This window comes from Coleofasciculus sp. C1-SOL-03, from assembly GCF_040220555.1.
Lineage (GTDB): Bacteria > Cyanobacteriota > Cyanobacteriia > Cyanobacteriales > Coleofasciculaceae > Coleofasciculus.
The window spans coordinates 1-26249 of sequence record NZ_JAVJUO010000239.1 but is presented as its reverse complement, the minus strand read 5'-3'; the positions used below and the strand labels follow the sequence as shown (position 1 = coordinate 26249).

Below are 26249 nucleotides of genomic sequence, written 5' to 3'. Positions count from 1 at the left end.
AACACTTTATTTACATCCCCTTCTCCCCTTCACCCGAATTTTGCTCTCGATTTTCCAACTCCGACCCCTCCTCCGTAACAAATTGATTGACCACCGATTCAAAGGTCTCTAATGATTGCGTTGTCACCGCCTGAACCAGAAGAGTTCCTAGCACCTCAATATCCTCTATCTTTCCAATCAATTCCCTCAATTCCTGCGAAATTGCTTCAAACCGAACTTCAAGGATACGGATAATAGATTCTTTTGCTTGGGTTATCTTACCCTTCCTGTGATGTCGTGAATTTTCGCCTTGCATTACTGATAACAAACCTTTAGATTAAACCATTTTTTTCCAGTAGGGGCGCAAAGCCTTGCGCCCGATTTACTTGTATTGAATAGGTTCAATTCAGCCTTTTTAGCGCTAAAGCGCAACTACAAACCTTAAGCTCAATTTATACTAAGTAGGTGGACACAATTAAAGTTAACGGTTGAGATTAGGAAGGATCAGGAAACAGGGAACAGTAAGGGTTTGAGGGCAATTTACTTGCACTTAATACAGTACCGTTTTATGCGAGTCCGACTACTTAACCCTCCCTTTGGCAATCCCTCTCTAACCCTCCCCTTATAAAGGGGAGGAAGGAGGGAACCGCCAGGGAACTCGAATGGTTGAATTTGGCAGGTTTATCCGAATGATGAATTATGAATTCGGTGTCTGTTCTGGGAACATACATTTATCCGAATCACAACCCACGGGTCCAGCTTCGATTAATTCGCCAGCATCATAGTTCTCCAAAGCCGAATAGAACTCAGAGACTTTTCGTCGCTGTTGTACCTCTTGCATCAATTGGTTGTATGTTGCTTTATCAATCGGTTCAAAGGGCAAACGCGGGAAGGATTGATGGTCATCAAACCGCGCCAATAGCGCCGCTGAAATATACCCTTCATCATTCTGAATCGCTTGATAAATCCGTTCTCCTAACGATTCAATTTCATTGACGCGCAATTCCCAGGTGGACGAGGTATTGTGTGTCACATACCAGCGCTGCACCTGCATGGCAAAATCCATTTGTGCCAATGCCGAAAACTGACTGATATCAATTTCATCAGCACCGGGTAAATCTGCCCAGGATACAGCCACGGGAATTTCCACTAGCCATTCCGAACAGGCTTCAGCAAACGGATCATTTAAGAGATTCCCATTTTCATCTTTATCAGATTGGGAAGGAGTGACATTGTATCCGTATTCCAGACAAGCCAAAGCAACAGGATCATTCTTTCTGAACGTAATTCGGCGAATAAATCGCTGTGCCTTAGGGGGATGCCAACCCGGAGATGCGCCTGTGAGTAGCGATTTTGTTCCAGACGGTTGCACCGTTGTACAGCGATTGGGGCGTTTAATCCCATGCTTATCGCAATATTCCCAAACCACCCGATGCACAATATCGCGCCACCGGGTTAAATAGGCTTTTTCTTGTTCCTTAAACTGTACACCTTGATCAGTATCGGGGCGTCCCTCTGCCCACCAGCGTAACCAATCGACGCCAAAGGCTTTGACAAAGAAATCAAATAATCCGGTGAAGGATACGCCGACAATGGGGTCTAATTCCCGTGATTTTTGATATCGTTCCTCAACAAACTTATGGTTGAGCAAAATGGCAACGGAAAGCGCCCCCGCACTGAATGCCTCTTCTTGTTCTTTCTGGTTATTCGGGTCAATTTGATTGAGGTGAATTTCGGCTAAATTACAATGGAATACCGATCCAATAATTTCACCACAATTGTGCGCCACAATGCCATTGGCATCGAACCGAGAGACACCGGGAACGGTGCAATCGTAAACGGATTCGATACCAGTAGGAGAAACCGACTCAACGGTGACAACAAAGCGTTCCCGGTTTAGCTTACGCTTGTATCCGTTGAGTAAATTATCCAACTTTTGCTGTTTGTCCGGCTGACGGAAACCCACGCGATCGCGGAATTCAATCAGATTGTCGTTGGCTATTACCAATTCGGGCTGATTTTGATCAACCGTAGAGACAATTCCTAGACGCAGCAGCATCCGCTGTACGGCTTGAAGCAACTCAAGATTACTTGGGGCTAAACGCACGCTAATGCCTTTATTTTGCGTTCCTTGCACACTACCATCGGCATCAAATAACCCTTGTAAGAATCCCCGATAAAACTCATAGCTGGCTTGTTCAACTTCCGGCGTCACTATTTTTTGACCGCGATGAATCTTGAACTGTGCGGCTAATTGATCCAACCCACTCGACGCCACTTGCTGTAAATCCGGTTGGCGATCAGAATTATCCCCTAAATTTACAGTACAAATACTCTTGTTCTGGAGGGTTGCTACTTCAGACGCTGCCATTTTGACAGGAGAGTCACCCCAGAATCGCAGGATTGCTTGAGTTTGGGCGAGTGATCCGTCACCAACAAGACTCCCCAATAACCATCCTTGGGTAAATGTTCCCACACCTTGCCACGGCTGAATTCCTCGGTGATTGTGCAAGCATACGCGATCGCCACTTTTCAATTCCTCAGCCGCTACCCATTCGGTATATTGACGCTTTTGGGTTTGGGTGCTAACTCGTAAAAGTTGATGGTTTCCTGTCAACCGTAGGGAAACCCCCTCTTTTGTGGCTAGGGTGAAGACGGCGCGATCGCCTGTATAGAAAAAGCCATCGGCTGTTGTACTAAACAGTTCCCCATTAACGTAAGTTCCATGTTGTTTCCCGATTAAATCTTTAACTTGGCGGGGACCAAATTCCGTATGTACCCAAGTATCAGCCGTCACGCAGGGATTTAAGCCAAACCGCTGCAAGCGATGTTCAATTTCATCGGGTGTCAAATTCGGATACTTTCCCTGTAACCAATGACGTGCGTTTCCTTGTTCGTAAGCTTGCAGAAACTCTTTTCTCAAGGCTTGAGTATTTAGCAAATCACAACTTGCCCTCGCTACGGCTTCTCCCGCCCATTGAATCGCACCTTCACCAGAATAATATTGTTGGCGAACCGCTGCAATACATTCCTCTAAGGTGGGTTTATGGTGGAAAACACGGGAATGATTTGCCATCCTCAACGCATCACGTTCCGGATCAATCCGCCAGTTTCCATTTTCATCTTGTTGCCACAGGTTATCTTTAGCATTGACAAACTTTTCATCATTACTAATCCCCTGGCGCATCCCCGCACTATTAGATACCAGAATCCCTTCGCAGACAAATTCATGAATCGTTGCCACTTCAATGTCATAGGTTGGTGCGGTGCGAACGTTAGTTTCTACAGACTTAACCTTGACGGGAATTAACTCCGTAGACTCCGGAACCAATCGCTTTACGGTTGGGGTAATGACTTGCTTTTGACCTGTTCCATAATTATCGCGACTAACCACAGGTTCCACCATGTCTAGGGTAAATCCATGATCATGAAACGATTTTTGGCGTTGTCGTTCACTAAAGGTACTGGAGTCAGTAGACATGAAGGTTTGTACCGCTAAATAAGCCGATTCACCCACAGTGACTAACTCACCTTCCCATTTATCTGTACACTTACAAATTGAAGCACACAACCGTGTGGCAATTCCCAAAGAGGCATAGAGAGTCTGGATTTGTCGCAAAAAGTCGGGATGAACGGAAGCCACTAAAACCCCTTGAGAATGACATCCATCGGCATCCGCTAAACCGGCTAAATAGGCTTCGCGAATAGCTTGAGTTCCCAATAAGATACATTCAGGTACAGACAGTGAGGTAAACGGCTGCTTAAACTGGGAAAGATACTGATTGAGGGCAGCAGAATTGAGTTGTAATTCAAAAGTCCTTGTTTTCCCCTGTTCTGGTGTTCTTAACGTATGAGTTAGTAACCCAAACTGTTCAGCCACCCCAATCAAGCGTTCCAGAATTTGCGGACTATCTTGGTGAATCCGCAAGCGCACCCGCCAACCATCGGAACTGACTGAACCATCTCCTTGTAAATACCCTAAGAAATATGCCACCTCTGAGGTTAACGCTGGCACGGTGATTGGTTTAGCCTGGGAACTTAGTTTCCCTTTAAATTCAGGTAACTCCGTTGGGGTTCCCGGAATTGTCTGGGGAACAAAGACTAAGCGATCGCCTGCTTTCAAGTCTTTGGCTTTAACCATTGTGTAGTTGCCATAAATGTCAGTTAATACAGCAACTTTATGATCCGGGGTACAGTCCAAATAACCATCCTCGGTTTTGATCCGACAGAGGGATTGAACGCCTTGATCAAAGAAGTTGGTTACGGGATAAAACCCGTTACTGGTTAAAACGCGATCACCAATGCGAATTTTTTCAATGGCAACCAATCCAGACTCCGTGTGAACCAGGGAACCCTCTGGTAAACAGCGTCTGACGTTTCCGGCGACAACCACAACAGCGGCTTCATCAATTAAAAGACAGCATTCGACTGAATTTAATTGCCGTCCCACGGCTTTATTTAAAATCGCCGCACATCGCTGATACAGTTCCGGTAATTTAATCGGATTTGCCACCCCGCCAAAGCCTTTTAGGGATTCTCCAGCAGGACGAATATCACTCACATTAATGGATACCTGAACTTCACCCAAAAATCGTTCATCTGTGGATAATTCCAACAGACTTTGATAGGACTGAACCCACCCTTGACGGGAGTCCCCGACATAAATTGTTACCTGATTTCCCTCAATTTTGACCTCGGTTTTTTCGCGCCGTTCCTCTGGTGGTGTTGTGCCAATTTCACCCTCTAAAGTGACAGTCAGAGGATTGCGAATTGGGAGTAATTGATTGATGTATTGGGGTTCTAAAACTGCCCCTGTGCCACATCCCATCATGGCTAAGTCCATCATTAAGCCAAAGGCACGCCAGTCTACCACATTCGTAGACGTACAATTATAAGCGCCAGAGAAATTCTCCGGATTTTCCAGCCAATTTGTATTACCCTAAGCCACACCATCGCTGGTCTGACTCGGCTTCAGAACCGTGCTTGAGACTTTCACCTCACACGGCTCCTCAATGACTCGGCTCTTGTCATGAGTACGCTCGTTTCGAGTTTTGACGATATGGCAGTGTTTGTGAAGGAGTTGGTAATTGCTGTATGTGTCCTTTCCACCTTTATGTTTAGGTGTTTTATGGTCAACTTCCATTACATCTCCATCACGGAAATAGGTTTCGCATTGACCACACTTGCCTTTCTGCGTCTTCAGCAGTTTTGTGACTCTTACTGGTAATTCGACACTTTTACCCATTCGAGTTGCCCAATATACGTCATTTCCGTCGTAAGGGCTGGCTTTTCCCTTAACCTTGGTATGCTTCTGGATGTGCAAATTAGAATGGTAAGACAAATATAAGTCTTTCCCTTCTGTGATTGCTCTGAAGCGCCAAGAGGTCTTTCCTTTAGTGCCGAAGTATTTCTCAATCCACCGTTTTGTTGATTTGTGAAAATGTCGTGCTTTTGCCCAGGCAATTAGTTTAAGAGTTAGAAGGTGGTCTAACTTCTTGAACACCTTAGCACTGTTTACTTTGGAGTAGTAATTACTCCATCCTGTGATAATCGGGTTCAGTCGTTTGATTAATCCAATCTGTGATTGACTAGACTTGGATGTTTCAATCAGGTGACTTAGTTTATCGTAATGTGCTTTGATTGCCGTATTACTGGGCTTTATATAGGTTTTGTAACCTAATGGGTTGCCATGCGTGTTCTTGCCTGTGTTGTGTTTACCAACTGAATATTGCCGTATGTTGAATCCGAGGAAGTCGAATCCTGGCTCTTGTTTATCCAATTGCTTGAGAGTGTGGGCAATCCGGGTCTTTTCAGGTTTGAGTTCTAGACCCATTTCCTTCAAGAAGTTCTCTATATGAACTTTTACCCTTTGAATCACGTCCAGGTCAGGGTGCAGGATTACCAAATTATCTGCATATCTAACCAACGTGATTGCTTTTTCGTTATTTGCCTTTTTTCCTGGCAGAGAACGCGCATAAGCCTTTACTACTTCTTCCATACCATGTAAGGCGATGTTTGCCAGTAGGGGTGATATTACTCCCGTTGGCGGTGTGCCTTCCTGCGTAGGGAACCATTCTCCTCCTGCTAATAGTCCAGATTTCAGCCATGCTTTAATCTGTTTTCTTAGTTTGGGAAACGTCCCGATTTTATCAAGCAACACCTGATGATTGATTTTGTCAAAGCATTGAGCAATATCGGCATCAAGGACGTACTTATCCTTTTGCTTGATTGCTACTTTGATTCCTTCAATGGCATCCATGCAGCTTCGCCCTAGTCTGAAACCATAGCTATTTGGCTCAAATTTGGCTTCCCATTCGGGTTCCATTGCCATTTTCACTAATGCTTGCTTTGCCCGTTCATTTATCGTTGGAATTCCCAAAGGACGTTTTTCATCTTTTCCTGGTTTTGGAATCCTAATGCGACGTGTCGCTGGAGATTTCCGCTCCAGGTTGAGTTGATCGACTAAATCCAGGCGTTCTCTGGGAGTGATAGCCACTTTCCCATCTATTCCCGGTGTTAGCTGTCCTTGGTTATCCTGAGTTACCTTGCGGACTGCAAGCATTTTGGCAGACCAAGAATTCAGTAGAGTCTTTTGCAGCCTGCGGACTGCCTTCACATCTCCCCGATTAGAGGCTCGATAGATTCTCTTTTGCAACTTTAGCACTCGTCTTTCCAGCTTCCGCCAGTTGACGTTTGCCCATTCCACCATCGGATTTTTCCGTGTTTTAGACGTTTCCATTGCTACTCAAAACTCCATCTTCCAAGTCATCGGGAGTCTGTCGGCTTATCCATACCCATTACAGGTAGGCATTTGCTTCTGACTCCATCTCTTCTCTACATCGCTTGCGGATTGGCTCCTACTCTTGTTTCGACCTGCCAAGAGAGCATATATAGAGATTACTTCGTTCCAGATAATCTTTGGTTTGAGTGTTTAGGGCGGATACTACTCAGCCGGAGGAAAGAGGGCGCGACCTTAAAGGCGGTATTTTCAGGCTCTTGTGTTCCTCATTGTCATTTTGACCGCAGCGTATCAACCGTTCTTTTCGCTACTTACTGGGTTACGACTGTTCAAACGTACCTTCACTTTCGTTACCCATGCACTCTTGCTGGCTGGGATTCACCGCACGGTTTGGTGTTACCAGCGTTTATCCCCGCTTCAACCTTTGAGAACCAGTCGCCAGTTGAGGGATATGCTTTCACTCCCACGCTTGGAGGGTAGGACTTTCCTGGACTATTTGGAAGTTCATTCCTTGCCTTGAACAATTGTTTTATGACTGTGAGGCTCCAGTCTATCCAGAATCACCTACAAGATTATCTAGTTATCCAGGTTCGGTTATCACTACTTGCTTGTTCGGTAATCCGATTTCAGCTTTTGTAATCAAATTTCCAAACCTGCCCGGTCATCCCCTGAGAGTGGATTGGCAGAAAGCCTTTCCTCGTCTCAGTTTCGACCTAACGAATCACACGCCGCCGACCCACAACCATCTGCCTGAGGGTAAACTTTTAATCTGGTGCATCATCCGTTCCAGCAGGGCGGTTTCTGCTGGAGTCAGCTTACCCAGTTTGCTTAAGCCTTGGATGGTGCGATCGCACACCTCCTTCCACGTCTCTCTACCCTTGGCTGTGCGGCGGCTGTAGGTTCTGAAAAACACCGGATTTGCCGTCGATGCCGTTTCTGGAAAATCGCCATTGATGCGTTTTCGCTCAAGCTCTCTTACCATCGTGATAATCTACTGTTAATTTCCGCTAAACCTAGACTATAAGTGATGTCAGATATAGCGTCAAAGCTTGAAAAATCTCTAATTTTGCGCTATGTGTAGTAGGTCTGGGAAGTTTTGAGTTTTGATCCTTCGCTTCACTCAAGGGATATAGTTTGTAGGGGCGGGTTTAGGGACAAACATGAATTGTTTTACCTAACTTTTTTGGCAAAACCCGCCCTTATTCAATTTTGAGTGAACTCCCCCATCTCCCTCATCTCCCCCATCTCCCCTGCACCATCAAAAACCACGAGTCACCTGATCCAACTGTTCCACCTCACTCGGAGTTAAACTCCACCCCAACGCCCCAGCATTTTGTTGGGCTTGCTGGGCAGTTTTCGCCCCCGGAATTGGTACGACACCTTGGGCAATTAACCAATTTAACGCCACCTGTGCAGGCGTGCGATCGTATTTTTCCCCCAATTGACGCAAAAGCTTAATCACAGGGGCAATCTTCTCCAACCCCCCTTTGCTAAAACGCGGATCAAGCTGACGCGCCCCCGTGGGTTTCACGTAATTTTCCGGCGTATACTTCCCAGTTAATAATCCTTGGGCTAAAGGACTATACGCCAAAATCGTCACCCCCAACTCCCGTGCTGTATCCAAAACCCCATTCCGCTCAATTTTCCGCGCCAGGAGGGAATACTGCACCTGATTCACCGCCAAGGGAATTCCTCTAGCGGCTAGATAACCATGGGCTTCCCGCATTTGTTCGGCGGAGTAATTACTCACCCCCACCGTGGCAATTCTTCCCCGTTGCACTTCATCCGCTAGGGCATTCATCAAGGTTTCTTGACCCATGAAGAAGCTAAAGGGAGAATGAACCTGATACAGTTCTATTTGCTCAACCTGTAACCGTTTTAAGCTAGCTGTTAAAGCGTCAGACACCGACTGTGATGTAAACCGCCAGGGAACCGGGAAATATTTTGTAGCAATCTGGGCAGGACGCCCTAATTCTTTCATAAACCGTCCCAACAGCGACTCGGATTCTCCTAATCCATACACCTCCGCCGTGTCAAAAAAGCTAACTCCCGCATCTAGGGTAGCGGCAAAGGCGTCTCGCACCTGAGATACCCCATAATCGTTGCCGTAGCCCCAAAACAGCGTATCGCCCCACGCCCAAGTGCCAATGCCTACACTGGTTAAGGTGGGACCATTTTCAGCTAAGGTGGTTGTTTGTATCGTCATTCCCTGCGTTCCCAATTCGTTACATTTCTTAATGTTTATTTTATCGGGTTTTGCTGGTGGCGACTCTCAGGAAAGTGCGATACCTTTGAAAATCTTCAATCAAAAAGGGGTCATCGCGACCCCCCACCTTTGCCAGAAGCTATTTCTTAAAGCAATCCCGTATTTGTACCTTGTTTGCCAGTGGCTAGCTTCACCTTGATAATTTTGCCGCCCATTTTCATGATCCGCTGTTGCTCCCTAAACCAGTTGTCGTAGGGAACTAACTTGGTGAAATAGGTGTTTTGCAACTCCCGTTGAGTTCTGGTTCTGGTTTGGCTAGGGACACAAGCTGTCACCTGAAACATTCGCATGATTGAAGTTCTCCTAATTAAAATTCAGAAACTTTATATTGCAATCAGGTTTGGGACTCAACTGTCAATACTAGATTGTCAAAACTCATCTGCTTAATTAAAAAGTCAGACGTGCCTTTAACAAGCTAGCACTCACAATTGATTTCCCAAACCTTGAAAAAATGACCGACTACAGGTTCACCAGGGAACGTTCCAGAGTTCTCTAGCTCAAACCCGAGCAAATGTAGTCAAAGTAAACACCCATTTCCTTACCAGCATCAGCACCAACCAGACTGGCGGTAACTTCTTTCATGGCTTGGATGGCTTGTACCGTGGCATTAATGGGAACACCTAGAGAGTTGTAGGTTTCCTTGAGTCCATTCAGTACACGCTCATCCAGGATAGAGGTGTCACCTGCCAACATGGCATAGGTGGAGTAGCGCAGATAGTAATCCAAGTCGCGGATGCAAGCTGCATAGCGGCGAGTGGTGTACATATTGCCACCCGGACGAGTGATATCCGAGTAGAGCAAAGACTTGGCAACAGCTTCTTTAACGATAGTTGCTGCGTTTGCACTAATTGTGGTTGCCGCACGCACCCGCAATTCACCCGTGGCGAAATAGCCCTTGAGCTTGTCCATCGCAGAGGCGTCCAGGTATTTTCCTTGAACGTCGGAAGAGTTAATAACAGAGGTAATTGCGTCTTGCATCGATTCTATTTTCCTTATTTCACCTAGTCTCTTGAATCCTTAAGACAGACGCGCACCTTCCAAGGTTGGAAGCGTCATGCTACGTCTTCTCTTAGTAGGATAGTTCTACTGCATTGCTCCGATTACATAGTCGAAGTAGGAGCCAGCTTCAGCCGCATCTTCCCCAGTCATCATACCGGTAGCAGCGGTTTTCATGGCGCGAACGCCTTCGACAACAGCGTCAACGGGAGTCCCTAAAGACTTATACATTTCCCGCACGCCGACTAAACCAATTTCTTCAATTGGGGTAACATCGCCAGCGACAACACCATAGGTGATTAGGCGCAGATAGTAGTCCAAGTCACGCAGGCAAGTGGCTGTCATTTCTTCACCGTAGGCATTACCACCGGGAGAAACAACATCAGGACGCTTCTGGAATAACTGATCTCCAGCTTGCTTAACGATGCGCTCACGAGAGTCTGTCAACGTTTGAGCAACCCGTAGGCGACGATCACCAGAGGTGACAAACGACTTGATCCGGTCTAATTCACCAGGGCTTAGGTAACGAGCCTCGGCATCGGCATTCACGATTGATTTCGTGACTATACTCATTTACAGGATTCCTCCTCCAAGAATGTAACCAGGTGTGTGTACTTAAACTGGCTTATTGTAACTGTTGAAATGCTGAAACGCTTCCCAATGGGCTAGGCTATCCAGCTCGGACGGCTGACTCTGCTCAATCTTGACCTCGATTAAGTCGTTTCAAGAGTTGTGAGAGTAGCTAGCGATACATTAGGTCAGTGAGACAGCTCTCTTCCGCAAATATTTTGCGATAGATTGTTCACATTTTTCCTATGTTCGCAACATTTTGTAACATTTGTCCTCAGATTTAGGGATGGGGAACCCTGACTGTAGAGACGTAGCCGGCTACGTCTCTACCCCCTATCGTCCTCAAAGACGTGCCGTGACACGCCTGGAACATTACCCTAATCCCTAATCAGAGATAGATTTAATGCTTCCCAAGTAATTGCCTGCTGGTAATGAGGGAACGCGAGGATAGGGAACCACATAGTCCCCGAAGAAACGAGCATACTCTGAACTATCCACGATCGCAACCACAGCCGCATTCAGTCCTTGTTCAGCCATGAGTTTGGTGTAGTCTTGAATCTCCGTTTGAGTTGCAGGAGTACGTCCCAACAGATGACGGAACAAGAACTCGATGACTTTAGCACTGGGATAGGGTGAGTAGAAGCGCTGGCGATAGCTTTCACTACATGCCAACCCCTTAACAAAATCGCGCACCGAGATTTCACCTTGGTTCAGTTGACGCTCTAAGTCAGGCTGTCGATAGGATGGGGGAATTTCACCCGTCCAGATATCCATCACCTGAGCATAAATTGCCTCAATCACCTGAGCCGTTTCGTCCGGGTTTCCGGGATTTAGGCGAAAAATCCGTGCCGATTTACGATTAGCAATTCCGCCAGTAGCTGGAACCGCCTGGTTATTGTCCTTGGGTACAGAACGACTGAGTTGGACAAAATCCGGCTTAGGTGTCGCCGCCATATCCGCGATCGCTTTCCCCGTCAACGGCAGTTTTGCCCCATCCACTCGCGAACTGACTGGCTCAAAGCTAGGAACCACCAGTTGATCATTCTGCTTGGTCAGCTTGTTATAGAGTTTCTCGGTATTGGGGAAGTTCGCCGCCGGTAAAGTGGGGAAGCGACGATAGGGAACCGTATCTTCACCAAAGACTTGAACATACTCCATGCTGTTAACCATAGCGCTGATAAAGCCTCGGATACCCTGGGACGCCAAAATCTGGTTGTACTTCTGGATTTCCTTTTGATTTTCCGGTGCCCGACCCAAGAAATGCTTGGTGCCCAACTCAATCACCTTGGTGTTGGGGTAAGGCGTGTAGAACTCTTTGATGTAGAGTTCAGAGCATCCTAACCCTTCAATAAACTCCTTGAGATTAATCTCACCGTTCCCCAGCTTGCTTTCCAGGCTAGAGAACTGACCTTTGACCACATACGGTTCAACATCGCGCTCAAAGATCTGGCGATACGCCGCACGAATCAGAACCTTCACCGCTGGCTTATCATTGAGATCCGTCAGCTTAAAGATCTTGGTCTGCTGGCGCTGGGTGCTAACACCCTGATTCATCCGGAATTGAACATCCGGCTCAGTCCGCGTTTCTGGCACCTCTGCCATTTCCACATAGGCGGGAGTCGCTGGTACTTCTGGCTTAGTCCCCACATCCTCACGCAGCGCACCCGGTCGAGCCGATCGCAATTGTAGACCCCCCGGTGTCAGATAGCGCTCGTAGGGAACCGTATCTTCGCCAAAGGCTTCCGCGTATTCTTTGCTGTCAATCAGCATATCAACCAGGGCGTAGAACCCTTTCTTGGCACAAATATCAAAGTATTTGTTCGTTTCCCCGCGTCCGTAGGTGGGGCGTCCCAGCAGGCGACGGTGGATATATTCCACAGCCTTCATCACGTACAGAGATGTCCAGTACATCTTGCGGAAGACATCGGACTTCGCCAAGGTGCGGATAAACTCCCGGATGGTAATCTCGCCATTTTCCAGCTTAATCTCCGCCACTTTCTGGCGTTGACCATCATAAACCTCCCGCCCAAAGACTTGGCGATAGCAGGCACTAATCACCTTTTGCGTCGAGCTTTCGGCAAATGTGACACTGGGCGCCTTAGTGCTAGGAATCTGGTCTAAGCGGAAGACTTTCGCCCCCAGAGACCCCGGAAACTCACCCCTTGCCTGAGGATTGCTGTTTTGGTTATTCGTCGCCGGTCCGCGATGGATCAGGATGCGCTTAGTATCCTTACCAAAACCAGCCGGTTGCGTGTTGGGATTGCGCGTTTCTTTGGGGAAAATTGCCCCAAACTGAATCTCTAAGGGGTCATTACCAGCACCGTAGGGGTGTTGATCCGGTAACGGCTGCTCATACTTGGCAAAGGTGGTGATAAATTGCGGTACCTTGCGGAAGGGGGCGCTATAGTTGAGCAAGTCTTGCTGCATTCCCCAGTTGCGGCATTCTTGAGCCTCCTGTCCCAATCCCCGTAGGTAGGGAACAGTTTCTTCGCCAAAGTAATCTGAATATTCCTGAGAATATACCAAAGCATCCACCAGCGCGGGTAAACCGCCATCGGACACAATCGAGAAGTAGGTTTGAACTTCTTCGCGAGACGAAGGACCCCGACCCAGGAAATGACGGAACGCCAGTTCTAAAGCACGACTGTTGATAAAGGGTTCATAAAATTGCTTACGGTATAGGGGCGATTTACCCAGGCGACGCACAAACTCCTTCATGGAGATGTCGCCGTTTTTCACCTGCGATTCCAGGTAGGAGATGGATTGGCTGTAAGCGCGGCTAATGTCACGCTCAAAGATTTGCCGATACGCCGCCTTAACCACTTGGTTCTTTTCTAATGCTGATAGTCCCGGCTTCATCACGAACTTGGGACGCCGTTCGGCAGCATTGAAGTAACTTTGGGGCAGTTGTAACCCTTGCTGATCCGGCGAAGGACGTTGGCGGACTTTATCGGCTGGATTCGGGGCTTTGAATTCGTTAATCAGAATCTCAAAGTACTCACCCACCAGTTGGGCGGCTTCAGCATCGCGCTTAAAGTATCCCAAAGACGCTGCCCGCATTTCTTGCAGTGCCAGCAATGTGGCATCTCCAGAGCAGGCATTTTCGATAATTTCCCGTAATCCTCGGACGTTGACGGTAATAATATTCGGGTCACCGGCAACGATTGAGTAGGTGAGGTAGCGCAGCATCCAAGACAAGTCGCGCAGGGATTTCTGCATATTGCTTGGACCATAACGGGCGACGTTTATCGGTCGGAATCCCGATGGCGCTGGACCGCCACTGGAGGCGCTAAAGATGTTCCGGAATCCTTCAAAGAAACCCCCGCCACTTTCTACATACGTCGCGGTTCCTAGTGTCATCGTGCGTCTGACATCACCTGTACCCGCACCACTGGTTGCCATTGCCATTTCCGGTGCAGGTTCTTCCTGGGGCTTTTCTAAATACGCCATCGGAGAACCGCCGACAAAAATCCGGTTAGCGGCACGAGATACGATCAAATCTGAGTTTTGAGTAATCAGATTGGCAATATCTATGCGTCTTGTACCGGATTGGAAGTATTCGGACAGCTCAAGCAGCTCTCCTTTACCCAAGAACCGATCTTGCTGTTCAGCCTGGATAATGTTGCTAATCGGTACAGTTTGATACAGTTGCGGACGTGCAACTGAGCTTCCACCACTTGCCTTAACACTCATTGATTTTCTTTCCGCTCCCATCGACAATTGCTACTGACTGTGTTAAGCCTGACCAGGGGATATCATCTAGATCACTTTCGTTTACATTCTTAGGCTCAGTACATTAAGATTTTCTCCCAGACCTACTTGTTCAGGGGATGGGATATTCCTGCGTTACCTGCCCTAAATCAACCAGTGACCTCGCTAAACCTGGTCAGAATCTAGATTAAAACGTTTCTGATCGGCTTAACGGCTTTATTAAGAAGTGTATAGAATACATGCCAAAATTTTACAGTGTCATAACAGAGTCATCATAGTGGATTAATCTCACTCACTGAGAAAAAGCATAAGTTTTGTTACATTAGTTCGGGTTCCCTGTTCCCTGTTCCCTGTTCCCTGAGACAACATGACAAATGACAATACCAGCATTGCTGTAGCCCAATTGTATGACGCTTACCCCTTTCCCCCAGAACCCCTGTTGGACGAACCGCCGCCTGGGTATAACTGGCGCTGGAATTGGTTAGCCGCCTATAGTTTCTGCACGGGTCAAAAACCGTCAAGGCAGGATATTCGGATTTTAGATGCGGGTTGTGGTACAGGGGTAGGCACCGAATATTTAGTTCATCTAAATCCCCAAGCCTCGGTGGTGGGGATTGATTTGAGTGCTGGGGCGTTGCAGGTGGCGCAGGAACGCTGTAATCGTTCTGGGGCGAATCGGGTTGAGTTTCATCACTTGAGCCTCTATGATGCCCAGGAATTGGAGGGAGAGTTTGATTTAATTAACTGTGTGGGCGTATTGCATCATTTGCCTGATCCGATTCGCGGTATTCAGGCATTAGCACCCAAGTTAGCACCAGGGGGCTTGATGCATATTTTCGTCTATGCTGAATTGGGGCGCTGGGAAGTTCGGCTGATGCAACAGGCGATCGCACTTTTGCAAGGGGAACAGCGTGGGGATTACCAAGATGGGGTGCAAGTTGGACGCCAGGTGTTTGAGTCATTACCAGAAAATAACCGAATTGTCAAGCGAGAAAAAGAACGTTGGTCATTGGAAAATCAACGGGATGCGAATTTCGCGGATATGTATGTGCATCCCCAAGAGATTGACTACACGATTGATAGTTTATTTGAGTTAATTGATGCGTCGGGGTTAGAATTTATCGGCTTTTCTAATCCTGGATATTGGCAATTAGATCGGCTATTGGGGAAAAATCCAGGATTAATGGAACGGGCGAGTGGGTTGAGCGATCGCCAACGATATCGTTTAATTGAGTTGTTAGATCCAGATGTGTCCCATTATGAGTTTTTCTTGGGGCGTCCACCTTTACCGAAGGTTGATTGGTCACAGGATCAGGAGTTATTAGCAGCGATTCCAGAACGGAATCCCTGTATGGAGGGGTGGCCCAGTCAATGTCTATTTAACTACGATTATCAGATTATTAATTTATCAGATGCTGAGTTTGCTTTCCTGCAAGCCTGTGACGAAAATAGCAATCAACAGCGCACTGTGGCAGAGATTTTAAAGGATGTAGAGTTAGGATTAGATGGAGTGCGATCGCTCCAACAGCAGCAGCTTATTATCTTAAGTGAGGGAACAGGGAACAGGGAACAGGGAACAGGAAGATAGGGAAGATAGGGGAGATGGGGAAGATGGGGAAGATGGGACAGTTAATTCAACAGTTAGTCAGGGCGGGTTTTGTAGAAACGTTATTATCAATAAGGAAAAGATAGTCCCTAAACCCGCCCCTACATGTTCATGCGCCATACCAAGGAGAAGTGAAAGGTCAAAATTCAAAATTTAAAACTCAGCACTCAAAACTTATCGTAAATGCGCGTTATTATTCAGCGAGTTAAATCCTCTCAAGTCACAATTAACGGTGAAGTCGTTGGCAAAATTGGTCAAGGACTAAATTTGCTAGTGGGGATTGCCGATAGCGATACGGAAGCTGAACTGGATTGGATGGCGCGAAAATGCTTGGATTTGCGGTTATTTCCCGGAACTGATAGTGATAGCGATCGCTGGGAACAGTCTGTTCAGGAAATTGGCGGCGAATTGTTGGTGGTGAGTCAGTTTACCTTGTATGGGGATTGTCGCAAAGGGCGTCGCCCATCGTTTTCGCGATCGGCAAATCCCGAACAAGCCGAACAGCTTTATCTACAGTTTGTGGATAAGTTGCGCCAGAGTGGGTTACGAGTAGAAACCGGGATATTTGGGGCGATGATGCAAGTCTCGATTGAAAATGATGGACCCGTGACATTGCTGCTGGAGCGTTAGAATTATAGCACTTTCCGCTCTTATGGGATACGTTTGATCCCCCTAAATCCCCCTTAAAAAGGGGGACTTTAACGGTAGCAGGGTGTGTTAATACAGCCGTTACCGCTGTGATGAAATCTTGGTAGTGTGAGCATCTTGCTCGCTACTAATACCAAATTTGCTCACTACTAATACCAAATTTAAATGTATCACAGTTTAGCGCCGTTCAGAGGATTTCTTTGAACGTAATAGTTCACCGAGTTTAATCACGATCGCGGTGAATATCGCCACCCATACTCCGGTAAAGATACTAACATTGAGGCTAACGACAAAATTAGCTTGAGGTTTGCTGAGTTGCCAGTGGGTAATATAAGCGTTGACTGGTGGTAGTTCTGTAATCATTTCTACATCAGGAACAGAGGCTAAAATTGATGCAGTCCCCAAGCCGACACCGACAATAGCAATATTATGGGGTGAGATTTGGGTTGAGTTTTCTGCGGCGTTTTTCTGGGCGCAAGCTTTTTCTGGGCGCAAGCTTTGTCTGGGCGCAAGCCTTGCGCCCCTACGTATATTTTTAATTATATAATAAAGGCTGGTTAATTCATGATAGTGCTAGCATCTTTATCGCTACCCATTCCCAGTTTAAATGGGTGACAGCTTGTTAGTTAAAACTCAGATATTGCACCATGCTCAATAAGGCAAATTGTAGTAGTATGGCACACCGAATTGGGTTAGGACTTACGCACAAACACCATGTATGGTAGGAGCACGATATTATCGTGCCCTTACAGCTTTCTTTACGTAAGTCCTATGGGTGGATTAGAATTGTAGGGGCGCACGGCGTGCGCCCTTTTACTGCACCAATGTGCGCCCAATTTAACCATCAATCTATTCCACAATGTTAGTTGTGTCACTTAGGGAAGGACACGATACCATCGTACCCCTACGAATGGTGATTTAGATGCCAAGAAACGAATGGTGATTTAGATACCAAGAAAGCGTCAGGGCTAGTTGTCATCAAAAAGGATTCCCTGTGATGATGAAACCCGCCCAGTGATAAGGATGCTCAAAAGGAGGTTTAACTGCAATCAGTTTATCCGAATCTTGTTGGATTGAAGCCACTTAAATTTTGAGTTGTTCGCTCGCGTGGGGATGAATTGCTTTTACATCTTGAGCGAGTTCAAGATACCATTTTACCAGTTCAGGATACGTCACTTGCTTGAGCCAATTTTGTGCATTTTTGAGAGCAGATACCGGATGTTTACCCGCTTTCAGATATTGATAAAAACGAATAGTGAGTAAAGCGGTTGAACGTTCATCCACAGTCCAAAGGGTACTAATCACATAACTGGCTCCTTTGGCGAGAAATGCGCTAACCAGTCCCACATATTCATCAATCAGGTTCTGGGAATTCGTAATCCCGGTTTCGCAAGCCGAGAGAAAGATGAGATTGTAATTACCAAAGTCTAACTGATCAAAAATTTATGTCATGGTTAGCTGATCAGCAATCGTCAGTTGTAGGGCAGATGCTTTGGGATTGTCTAGATTGTGATAGGCATGACCGATAAATTGAAATGTGCCAGTATTTGATTTTAAGTCTTGAATCAGTTGTTTTTTATCGACGGTTAAACTATTTAGCCGTTGGCATTGGGGATATAAGCTAGTCAGGATATTAGACGTAAGTGTGCAATAGATGGGTTGACTATCAGGATTTTCTAGACTGAGGAACGATTGAGCAGATTGATAGGGTTGCAGGTTTAATCCGATTTGGAAACTGGGTAGATAGGTGATGGTAAACCGCGAGGGGAAAAGGTAATGGAGAGGTAGGAGGTGTAAGTCTCGATGGGGAATTAAAATGAGTTTGTCAATATCGCTGAGATAGGGCAAAATATCACGAATATGGAGAATATATTCCAGGCTGCGTCGTAGCGTTTTAAGTAGAATAATGCCCAACCTCGATTACTCCAAGCCCTATAGTAGTCAGGATTAATTTCAATCGCTTTATCGTAATAGGTGATCGCCTCTTCATATTTCTCTAACTTGTATAGCGCACTACCCAGCCCATTCCAGGAATTGTAATAGTCAGGATTAATTTCAATGGCTTTATCGTAATAGGCGATCGCCTCTTCATATTTACCTAAGTTGTATAGCGCATTACCCAGCCCATTCCAGGAATTGTAATAGTCAGGATTAATTTCAATGGCTTTATCAAAATAGGCGATCGCGTCTTCATACTGCCCTAACTCACACAGCACACCACCCCACCCATTCCAGGCATAATAGTAGTCAGGATTAATTGCAATCGCTTTATCGAAACTAACAAGTGCTTCCTCGTACCGTTTCAACTCATATAAGGCAATCCATCGCCCTCGCCAATCTTGATGAGTGTGAGGTTCAAGTTGAAGCACTTGGTTAAAATCTGCTGTTGCTGGTTCCTCTAATTTCAACCCTCGGTAAGCTCTACCTCGATACGCCAAGGCTAAAATATGGCAGGGTTCAATGTTTAAAGTTTTAGTCAGATAATCAACCGATTCCTGATATTGCTCTAAGCGATAACAAGCTAAACCCAACCCAAACAACACTTGGGGGTTTTCCGGTTCCCGTTGTTCGGCTTGCTGAAATATCTGCAACGCTGCTTGGTTTTGTCCCCGATCTAGCTGCTCATGTCCCTGCTGTAATAATGCAGCTACATTATCATTAGACATGATCTGGTTTGCCTCCTGATGCTCTTATTCCTAGTATGTCCCCATTCACTAAATTTTTGTGATCAAGAGTAAGGATGCTTCGCTTTTTTTGCACGAAAGGGAGAGAATTCAAAGCCTCTCTCCTTGCAAGAGAGAGGTTTGGAGAGAGGTTTTCCAGATCCCCTGAAAAGTCAGATCAATATTCCATAACACCAAACCACCTACGCCTCCCTTGAGGAATATTGCCGCAACCACTGCGCCAACTCATCTTCAGAGAATTCCCCCGCCGCCAGCGATCGCATCACCAGCACTACCTCTGGCTCTGGTGCATCCAAATTCCAACTATTCACCTTCAGAAACACATACATCACCTGAAATGCCGTGCGCTTATTGCCATCAATAAACGGATGATTTCTAGCAATTCCATAGCCATAATCCGCCGCTAGTCGATAAATATCTGCCCCTTCATACCCATAGCGATTACGCGCACGGGCAAGGGCACTCGCCAGCAATCCCTCATCCCGTAACCCATACACTCCACCATGGGTTGCAACTTGATCATCATGAATCACCTGCACCATCGCAGCAGTAATCCAAATCGGTTCAGCCATCTGCTAACTCTCGCATGGCATTGCGGTACTGTGATGCCCCCTGCTTGTAAGCCGCCATCACTTGCTCGAATTCAGGATCATAAGCCATTAACTTAATGCCATCCTCCATCACCAGCAGGGTTAGTGTATCCCCTTCCCTTAAATCAAATTTGTCCAAGATTTCCTGAGGAAACGTGGTGCCAATGGAGTTGCCCACTTTCTGTAGTTTTATTTCCATGATTTAATTTTTCGCTGACGTTATTACTATAGTAATCACGCTAATTACCAAACAAGCCAGCCAAAAATGAATGGAGTCTAGCCCGTAGGGTGCGTTAGGCGCTGGCTGAGATTAACGTAATAAAGAAAGAATTTGCGCTTTTGCGCCGTAACGCACCGTTCTCGGTTATATGGTGCGTTACGCTATCGCTAACACACCCTACAGATAGAACATATAAGACCTTTGCCTAAGTTCTCAGGTGTGCCACGCCTGTAGGTTTTGACGTTTCACGGGAGCTAGAGCGGTAGAATAGCAGCATACCCACAACTGGATAAAATTCCATGTATCGCTTACGATCTCTCCCCTGGCGATCGCTACTCGAAGTCTCAGGGATTACCACTGCGATCGCGATCGTCCTTGAAATTATCCTCGGCTTAGGCGTCACCCAATCCGCCGCTATCCGTGAGATAATCCGGTTCCTCTATACTCCTCCCCTAGGGATAATTATCACTTTAATAGCAGCAGCGGGATTTGGAGTTCTTGCAGTTTATATTTTAGAACGGTTTTACCCCCAAGTTTTAATCAACAATAGCAGCTTGTGGGCATTAATCCCCTGTTTAGCCCTGACGTTATGGTTAAAATCACTGTTACCGTTACCCTTTGTTTTGGTTAGCATAAGTTATGCCAATGTGGTTGCCGTTCTCGTTGGCGTATTTTGGAAAGGGCGTCCCTATTGGCGCTAGCAAGCCGAGTTCAATATTAGTCGTAAATCATTAGATCTTTTAAATAAAAATCCCCCGATGTAAAGTCGAGGGATTCCATATATTGGATCTAATTTACAGCGCTTTTCAAGTAAGTGAGGTACACATACAGATCCCCGACTTCTTGGAGAAGTCGGGGATCTTGCTTAGAGACTGTACCTCATCAACCACCAAATCTGCTGTAATACTCTATCCAAACAAATCTGCTTGTTCCAGAGCTTCTTTAGACTCCTCGATTTCCGCCGCCTCCGGTGAACCTTTAAACGCTACTCGTAAGAACGGGGGGGCTAAGAATGTCGTCAGAATTACCATAATGATAATCGCGGCTTCTAAAGGCTTACTCAAAACCCCACTAGCTGAACCAATCCCAGCAAATACCAATCCCACTTCACCACGAGGAATCATACCAACCCCAATCGCAAAGCGGTTAATTTGCGGTTGACCAAAAATAGTCCAACCTGTAACCAACTTCCCGATAATCGCTACGGCAATTAAGAAGACAGCAATGACTAATCCTTCCCGATTTGCCGGAACCGCAGGATTGAGAACACCTAAATCGGCTTGTGCACCCACAGCGACGAAGAAAATGGGGACTAAAATATCGGCAATGGGAACAACTTGCTTATCCAGTTCTTTACGCTTATCCGTTTCATCCAGAACTAATCCGGCTGCAAATGCCCCTAAAATTGCTTCTAATTGAATCACATTCGCCAAGAACGCCATTAAAAAGGCAAAGGTAAACGCCGGAATAACCAATTGTCCTCGCGTTTGTAACTTATCCGCGATCGCTACAAAGGAGCGGTTGAAAAACTTACCCAATAAAATAGAACCGAGGAGGAAAACACTGGCACTAATAATCAGATAGATAACGTTGAAAACATCAACCTCACCGGTTTTCGCCAGACTCGCAACTACAGCTAAAACGATGATACCCAAAACATCATCAATAACTGCCGCCCCGACAATAATCTGACCTTCTTTGGATTTGAGACGCCCTAATTCCGAGAGAACTTTGGAGGTAATCCCAATACTGGTGGCGGTTAACGCTGCACCTGCAAAAATCGCTGGAATCGCCGCAACATTAAAGAAAAACATCAACCCGGCTGTACCCGCTATAAAGGGGGCGACGACTCCCACCACCGCCACAATTGCGGCTTGGTAACCCACTTCTTTGAGATCCCGTAAATCTGATTCTAAGCCAATCTCGAATAAGAGGATGATCACCCCAATTTCGGCTAAAACCGAGACGACTTCACTCTGGGTTTCAAAGACACTGGTAACAGCTTCTGGGCTTAAATCGCCAATCCATTGCAGCAGTTTCATCAGTAGGGAATCAGCCGCAACTGCGCCACTTTCGGGGAAAACAAGCAGATGCAACGCTGAAACACCGACGACTACACCGCCGACTAATTCACCTAAAACTGGCGGTAAATCAACTGCCTTCGATAACTCTCCGCCCAGTTTACTGGCAAGATAAATGATAACTAAACTGAGCAACACACCAGCGAGTACAATTGACCCATTTTCTGGCGCTGTTGCTAATATGGGAATTGGTTGTATCAGGTCTGAAAAAATCATGGTCTGCATCTATGGTTTATCTTCGAGTCTGTGAGATTGATTGATAAGTTACCCTTGAGGTTTAGTGACATTAAAATAAATTTAGCCCCTCAAAGCCTATTCGTTCAAGCCGATATACTGAAACGGCTCCCTAAATCCATGCACATCTGAATCTAAGCGAATTTATGACCAGAGCGTGCTGAAATACAATGAGTATTCATAGCACAACCCTAAGTTAATCAATCTATTGTCAAATCGTCTTGATTTGCTTTTTGGTACAGACCTATCCTTATCGGTCTGGACAACGGTTTGTCTTTAGTCAATTATTAGCCAAAACCAACCTGATTGTACTTCGTTTAATCCTTACTATAATTATACGTCTTTATGACAAAATTAATAAAATTTACAAATTTAATATTTATAATAAATTTTCCCAATTCTTTCTTATTGTAAGTAGTCGGACAAAATGAAAGTTAGCTGACATTTGACCAACCCTAAACGCCAAAAAAAAATTCCCCCTTCCCCATTAGAAACAGGGGATTAGACATCAATCATATCCTATATTGCTTTATTGAATTTAAGTAGTCGGACTGGCATAAAACGGTACTGTATCAAGTGCAAGTAAATCACCCTCAAACCCTTACTGTTCCCTGTTCCCCGTTCCCTGTTCCCTCATCTCAACCGTTAACTTTAATTGTGTCCACCCACTTAGTTACTGATAACAACATCATCGGATTGAGTGGGATAGGCAGTAGGCAATGTACCATTTGCTGGGAGTTCATATCTCTTGACCACAGCAACAGCTTGGCGCAAGGCTTCTGTCCGATCAACGTGCAAATTATGGGCAGGTAACATTGACAGAATGCCCAATTTTTGCAGGCGTCGTTCAATCTGACCCGTAGCACCAACAATGAAGACTTGACGACCTTTATCAATGGCTTCTTGGATGGAATTTTCAATCGCCAGGGAAGAGGTAACACCCAAGTGCGGCACATCACTTAAGTCTACAATCAGGACATCATGATCTGCCATCGCATTTTGCTGACGGGAGATTGCCTTGGATACCCCAAAGATCATCGGTCCACTTAGGTGGAACAATAGGATGCGACCATCAGTTTGATCAATTAGTTCTTTCTCTTCATCAGTCATCTGGATAGCATCATCAGCATCGGTAATCGTCTTAACATCCTTGGCTTGAAGTTTGGAGAGACGTTCAATGGTCAAGAGATTAGCAACGAATACACCAACGCCAACAGCGACAATCAAGTCAACAAATACAGTCAGGATGATCACGCCATACATAATCATGGCGCCCTTAATTGAAACCTGATGCGCTCGCTTCAGGAAACCCCAGTCAATAATATCTATACCCACCTTGAGGGCAATTCCTGCCAAAACCGCCATGGGAATCCAAGCCGTTAGACTGGCGGCGCCTAAAATAACGACCAGCAAGATAAAGGCACGAGTTAAACCAGATAGAGCCGTTCTTGCACCAGTTTGGATATTAACCACGGTTCCCATGGTTGCACCCGCACCAGCAATACCGCCACATAATCCAGATACCAAGTTACCTAAACCTTGACCAATTAATTCTTTGTTCGAGTCATGCTGAGAGCGAGTTAAGCTATCAGCGACAACGGAGGTGAGTAGAGCATCAATGCAACCGAGCATCCCCAAAACCAAGGCATTGATGAGCATGGTTTGGAATTCTGCCGCACTAAAAGTTGGAACCTGTAAAGTCGGTAAAGCTTGAGGGATCTCACCAATGCGGCGAATATCCCCCATCTCAGGGAACACAAACAACGCTACTACTGTTCCGACCACCAGGGCTATTAACTGGGGCGGTGGGAAAAACTTTTTAAAATTAGGCGGCGCAGACTGCAATAACAATGGTTGTATGACTAGAATTGCAACCGTTAAAACCGCCAGAGCCGTTTCACCGGGCTGCATATTCCCAATCAGCTCAGGTATGTTTTGAATTGTACCCAGGATGCCACCCTTCGGACTCCCCTGTCCCAGAAATGGTCCGAGTTGCAGGATGACCAGGATAAATCCAATCCCAGACATAAATCCAGATACTACTGTGTAGGGCATCAGGGTAACGTATCGACCCAACCGCAATGCACCCAGAATAATCTGGAATACCCCTGCCATCATGACTACGGTAAATGCCATAGCCATACCCTTTTCTGTACCCGCCGTCGCCGTCAGGTTAGCGATAACGGCAGTCAGAACCACGGTCATTGGACCTGTGGGTTCAGAAATGAGAGTGGGTGTGCCACCAAACAGGGCAGCAAAGAAGCCCACTAAAACAGCACCCCAAAGACCAGCTACAGCGCCAGCACCAGAGGCAACACCGAAAGCCAGTGCCATGGGTAGGGCGATAATTGCAGCGGTGAGCCCCCCAAATATGTCACCTTGCAGATGTCTAAAATGTATACGATTAGTGATTCGCATTAAGCTCGGAGGAGTGAGAGAACGACAGGGTACTCAGAAGGGTTCAGTCTGGGAAAGACTTTCTCATGTTTTCCGATAAGAGTTAAGCTTTGTAACGCTTCCTAATATTTCTTTAATTAGATTAACGGACGATGCTCCATTCTTTGCATTGGGATTTTCAATAGAAAGCATAGAGAGGACGCTTATAGGGGATGAGGGGATGGCGCATTGGTGTCAACTTAAGCTGAAAAGCAGGGGGAGCTGGGGGAGCTGGGGAAGCTGGGGGAGCTGGGGGAGCTGGGGAAGCTGGGGGAGCTGGGGAAGCTGGGGGAGCAGGGGGAGCAGGGGGAGCCGTGAGTTAACTGCTCTACGTTACACTGTTCCCTGTTTCCCAACAAATGACATAAGACAAATGACATAAGACAAATGACGATCACCGCCGTTAACTTTAATTGTCCCTACCTACTTATCTATGGATTGCATACAGGTTACTAAAATTCGGTCTTATGGCTATACGGGTTATCTGCCAGAAGAGCGGGTACTTGGACAATGGTTTGAAGTGGATCTGACGTTATGGTTAGATTTAGCTCCCGCCGGTGAGAGTGACGACATTAAAGACACTCTGGATTACCGCCAAGCCATTGACACGGTTAAGCAACTGATCGCCAACTCTAAGGTTTCCTTAGTGGAAAAATTAGCCAGCGCGATCGCAGATGCTCTGTTAAAGCTCGATAGAGTCGAGCGAGTACAAGTGCGGCTGAGTAAACCTGCTGCTCCTATCCCTGACTTTGGCGGCACAATTACAATTGATATCACTAGACCGGGTGTGGGGTGACCGGGTGCGGGGTGTGGGGTGTGGGGTGTCGGGTGAGTAGCGGCAAATCCTTCGAGGTTGAGAAATCAGGACGCCTCACCACGCCTCCTTTCAACATGAGGCGATCGCTAAATCCGTCTCCGTCGGCTTCCCTAAATGAACGCCTTGCTCCACCTGCATCCATTCCTGAAACACGTCTTCAATGAATGTTCGTGTCTTCTTCCCACTCTCATTTACTACCTGCACCTCAACTTTGAGAGTGGGTAAATACACACCCTCTACGGTTTGATGCCCATAAGCTACAACTTTACCCACGTTCCCAGTTGAACGATGATGAGCATAGTCGCCAATGTTTAGCATGATAGTCATAGTTCCCACAAGCATTCGCTAAATGGACAATGCATACCATAGCAACGGGATCAAGTTATTGCAATATTTCTTAATTGTTTCCGAGTATTGTTACATCACTACATATTTTTCTCATCGTAAACCTCGTGAGACTCCGGGTTCAGCGAAGCAACCCGGAGAGGGATAGAGGTCAAATCTTGCCACTCAATGTGGTAAGATTTGAAGGGTCCAGTTATAGGCACGACAATCAACCCCGTGCTTCGCTGCAACAACTGGACTTTTTTAGCGGTAAACTGTCCTAATCGCTTCCAGTTAACATCGCTAACTGAAACCTGTTTGTCGGTGTCTCCAGAACACCAACCGATG

At 46.3% G+C, this 26249-nt stretch carries 21 protein-coding genes and 2 pseudogenes; 4 read left to right on the top strand and 19 right to left on the bottom strand.

The annotated features are described in order from the left end of the window. Positions 1–10: 10 nt before the first annotated feature. The 9 genes and pseudogenes from RIE73_RS36110 to RIE73_RS36070 form a co-directional block, all read right to left on the bottom strand. Positions 11–154 (bottom strand): hypothetical protein, encoded by a 144-nt coding sequence (locus RIE73_RS36110; protein WP_446405751.1) that lies wholly within the window; start codon positions 152–154, stop codon positions 11–13. A gap of 522 nt (positions 155–676) precedes the next feature. Beyond that, a complete protein-coding gene (nrdJ, locus tag RIE73_RS36105) occupies positions 677–4852 on the bottom strand; it encodes a ribonucleoside-triphosphate reductase, adenosylcobalamin-dependent (protein WP_446405750.1) in 4176 nt (1391 codons plus the stop codon). Between the two features lie 66 nt (positions 4853–4918). After that, the gene (ltrA, locus tag RIE73_RS36100) at positions 4919–6718 is read right to left on the bottom strand and encodes a group II intron reverse transcriptase/maturase (protein ID WP_446405749.1); all 1800 of its coding nucleotides are present in this window, start codon (positions 6716–6718) and stop codon (positions 4919–4921) included. Positions 6719–7445: 727 nt separating this feature from the next. Beyond that, positions 7446–7700 (bottom strand): annotated as a pseudogene (locus tag RIE73_RS36095) (ribonucleoside-triphosphate reductase); the annotation flags it as partial. A 276-nt stretch (positions 7701–7976) separates the two neighbouring features. Beyond that, complete coding sequence (locus RIE73_RS36090; protein ID WP_446405748.1) at positions 7977–8924, bottom strand: aldo/keto reductase; 948 nt, start codon at positions 8922–8924, stop codon at positions 7977–7979. A gap of 146 nt (positions 8925–9070) precedes the next feature. Next, the gene (locus RIE73_RS36085) at positions 9071–9274 is read right to left on the bottom strand and encodes a phycobilisome linker polypeptide (RefSeq protein WP_006101555.1); all 204 of its coding nucleotides are present in this window, start codon (positions 9272–9274) and stop codon (positions 9071–9073) included. Between the two features lie 202 nt (positions 9275–9476). Further along, positions 9477–9962, bottom strand: coding sequence for an allophycocyanin subunit beta (gene apcB / locus RIE73_RS36080; protein WP_446405747.1), 486 nt, complete (start codon positions 9960–9962; stop codon positions 9477–9479). Between the two features lie 105 nt (positions 9963–10067). After that, entirely contained in the window at positions 10068–10553 is a 486-nt protein-coding gene (gene apcA, locus RIE73_RS36075; RefSeq protein WP_446386694.1) for an allophycocyanin subunit alpha, read from the bottom strand. 381 nt (positions 10554–10934) lie between these two features. Continuing rightward, complete coding sequence (locus tag RIE73_RS36070) at positions 10935–14243, bottom strand: phycobilisome rod-core linker polypeptide (protein ID WP_446405746.1); 3309 nt, start codon at positions 14241–14243, stop codon at positions 10935–10937. 385 nt (positions 14244–14628) lie between these two features. Here RIE73_RS36070 and RIE73_RS36065 point away from each other — a divergent pair, with 385 nt between their 5' ends. Continuing rightward, positions 14629–15849 (top strand): class I SAM-dependent methyltransferase, encoded by a 1221-nt coding sequence (locus RIE73_RS36065; RefSeq protein ID WP_446405745.1) that lies wholly within the window; start codon positions 14629–14631, stop codon positions 15847–15849. 201 nt (positions 15850–16050) lie between these two features. Continuing rightward, complete coding sequence (gene dtd, locus RIE73_RS36060) at positions 16051–16497, top strand: D-aminoacyl-tRNA deacylase (protein WP_446405744.1); 447 nt, start codon at positions 16051–16053, stop codon at positions 16495–16497. Positions 16498–16692: 195 nt separating this feature from the next. Here the strand turns inward: dtd and RIE73_RS36055 are convergent, their stop codons facing one another. The 6 genes from RIE73_RS36055 to RIE73_RS36030 all read right to left on the bottom strand — a co-directional run bounded on the left by RIE73_RS36055 (position 16693) and on the right by RIE73_RS36030 (position 19988). Next, on the bottom strand, positions 16693–17010 hold the full coding sequence (locus tag RIE73_RS36055; RefSeq protein ID WP_446405743.1) for a hypothetical protein: 318 nt from the start codon (positions 17008–17010) through the stop codon (positions 16693–16695). Between the two features lie 588 nt (positions 17011–17598). Beyond that, a complete protein-coding gene (locus tag RIE73_RS36050; protein ID WP_446405764.1) occupies positions 17599–17895 on the bottom strand; it encodes a CHAT domain-containing protein in 297 nt (98 codons plus the stop codon). Between the two features lie 63 nt (positions 17896–17958). After that, on the bottom strand, positions 17959–18363 hold the full coding sequence (locus tag RIE73_RS36045) for a hypothetical protein (protein ID WP_446405742.1): 405 nt from the start codon (positions 18361–18363) through the stop codon (positions 17959–17961). After that, the gene (locus RIE73_RS36040) at positions 18327–19181 is read right to left on the bottom strand and encodes a tetratricopeptide repeat protein (RefSeq protein ID WP_446405741.1); all 855 of its coding nucleotides are present in this window, start codon (positions 19179–19181) and stop codon (positions 18327–18329) included. The genes RIE73_RS36045 and RIE73_RS36040 overlap by 37 nt, the downstream gene beginning before the upstream one ends. 200 nt (positions 19182–19381) lie before the next feature. Beyond that, positions 19382–19771: a type II toxin-antitoxin system death-on-curing family toxin gene (locus tag RIE73_RS36035; protein ID WP_446405740.1), complete on the bottom strand. Its 390-nt coding sequence runs from the start codon at positions 19769–19771 to the stop codon at positions 19382–19384. Further along, positions 19764–19988: an AbrB/MazE/SpoVT family DNA-binding domain-containing protein gene (locus RIE73_RS36030; protein WP_446405739.1), complete on the bottom strand. Its 225-nt coding sequence runs from the start codon at positions 19986–19988 to the stop codon at positions 19764–19766. Before RIE73_RS36030 ends, RIE73_RS36035 begins: the two co-directional genes overlap by 8 nt. Positions 19989–20308: 320 nt before the next feature. Between RIE73_RS36030 and RIE73_RS36025 the strand changes: the two genes are divergently transcribed. After that, a complete protein-coding gene (locus RIE73_RS36025) occupies positions 20309–20710 on the top strand; it encodes a peptide chain release factor 1 (RefSeq protein WP_446405738.1) in 402 nt (133 codons plus the stop codon). Between the two features lie 207 nt (positions 20711–20917). On the opposite strand, the gene RIE73_RS36020 is transcribed toward RIE73_RS36025, so the two are convergent. Both RIE73_RS36020 and bicA read right to left on the bottom strand, forming a co-directional pair. Further along, complete coding sequence (locus RIE73_RS36020; protein ID WP_446405737.1) at positions 20918–22306, bottom strand: cation:proton antiporter; 1389 nt, start codon at positions 22304–22306, stop codon at positions 20918–20920. Between the two features lie 687 nt (positions 22307–22993). Next, entirely contained in the window at positions 22994–24742 is a 1749-nt protein-coding gene (gene bicA, locus RIE73_RS36015) for a bicarbonate transporter BicA (protein WP_446405736.1), read from the bottom strand. A 451-nt stretch (positions 24743–25193) separates the two neighbouring features. Between bicA and folB the strand changes: the two genes are divergently transcribed. Then, positions 25194–25556, top strand: a complete 363-nt coding sequence (gene folB, locus RIE73_RS36010) for a dihydroneopterin aldolase (protein ID WP_446405735.1) — start codon at positions 25194–25196, stop codon at positions 25554–25556. A gap of 90 nt (positions 25557–25646) precedes the next feature. On the opposite strand, the gene RIE73_RS36005 is transcribed toward folB, so the two are convergent. Further along, positions 25647–25904, bottom strand: a complete 258-nt coding sequence (locus RIE73_RS36005) for a hypothetical protein (RefSeq protein WP_446405734.1) — start codon at positions 25902–25904, stop codon at positions 25647–25649. Positions 25905–26002: 98 nt separating this feature from the next. After that, positions 26003–26249: pseudogene (locus RIE73_RS36000) on the bottom strand (RRXRR domain-containing protein); the annotation flags it as partial.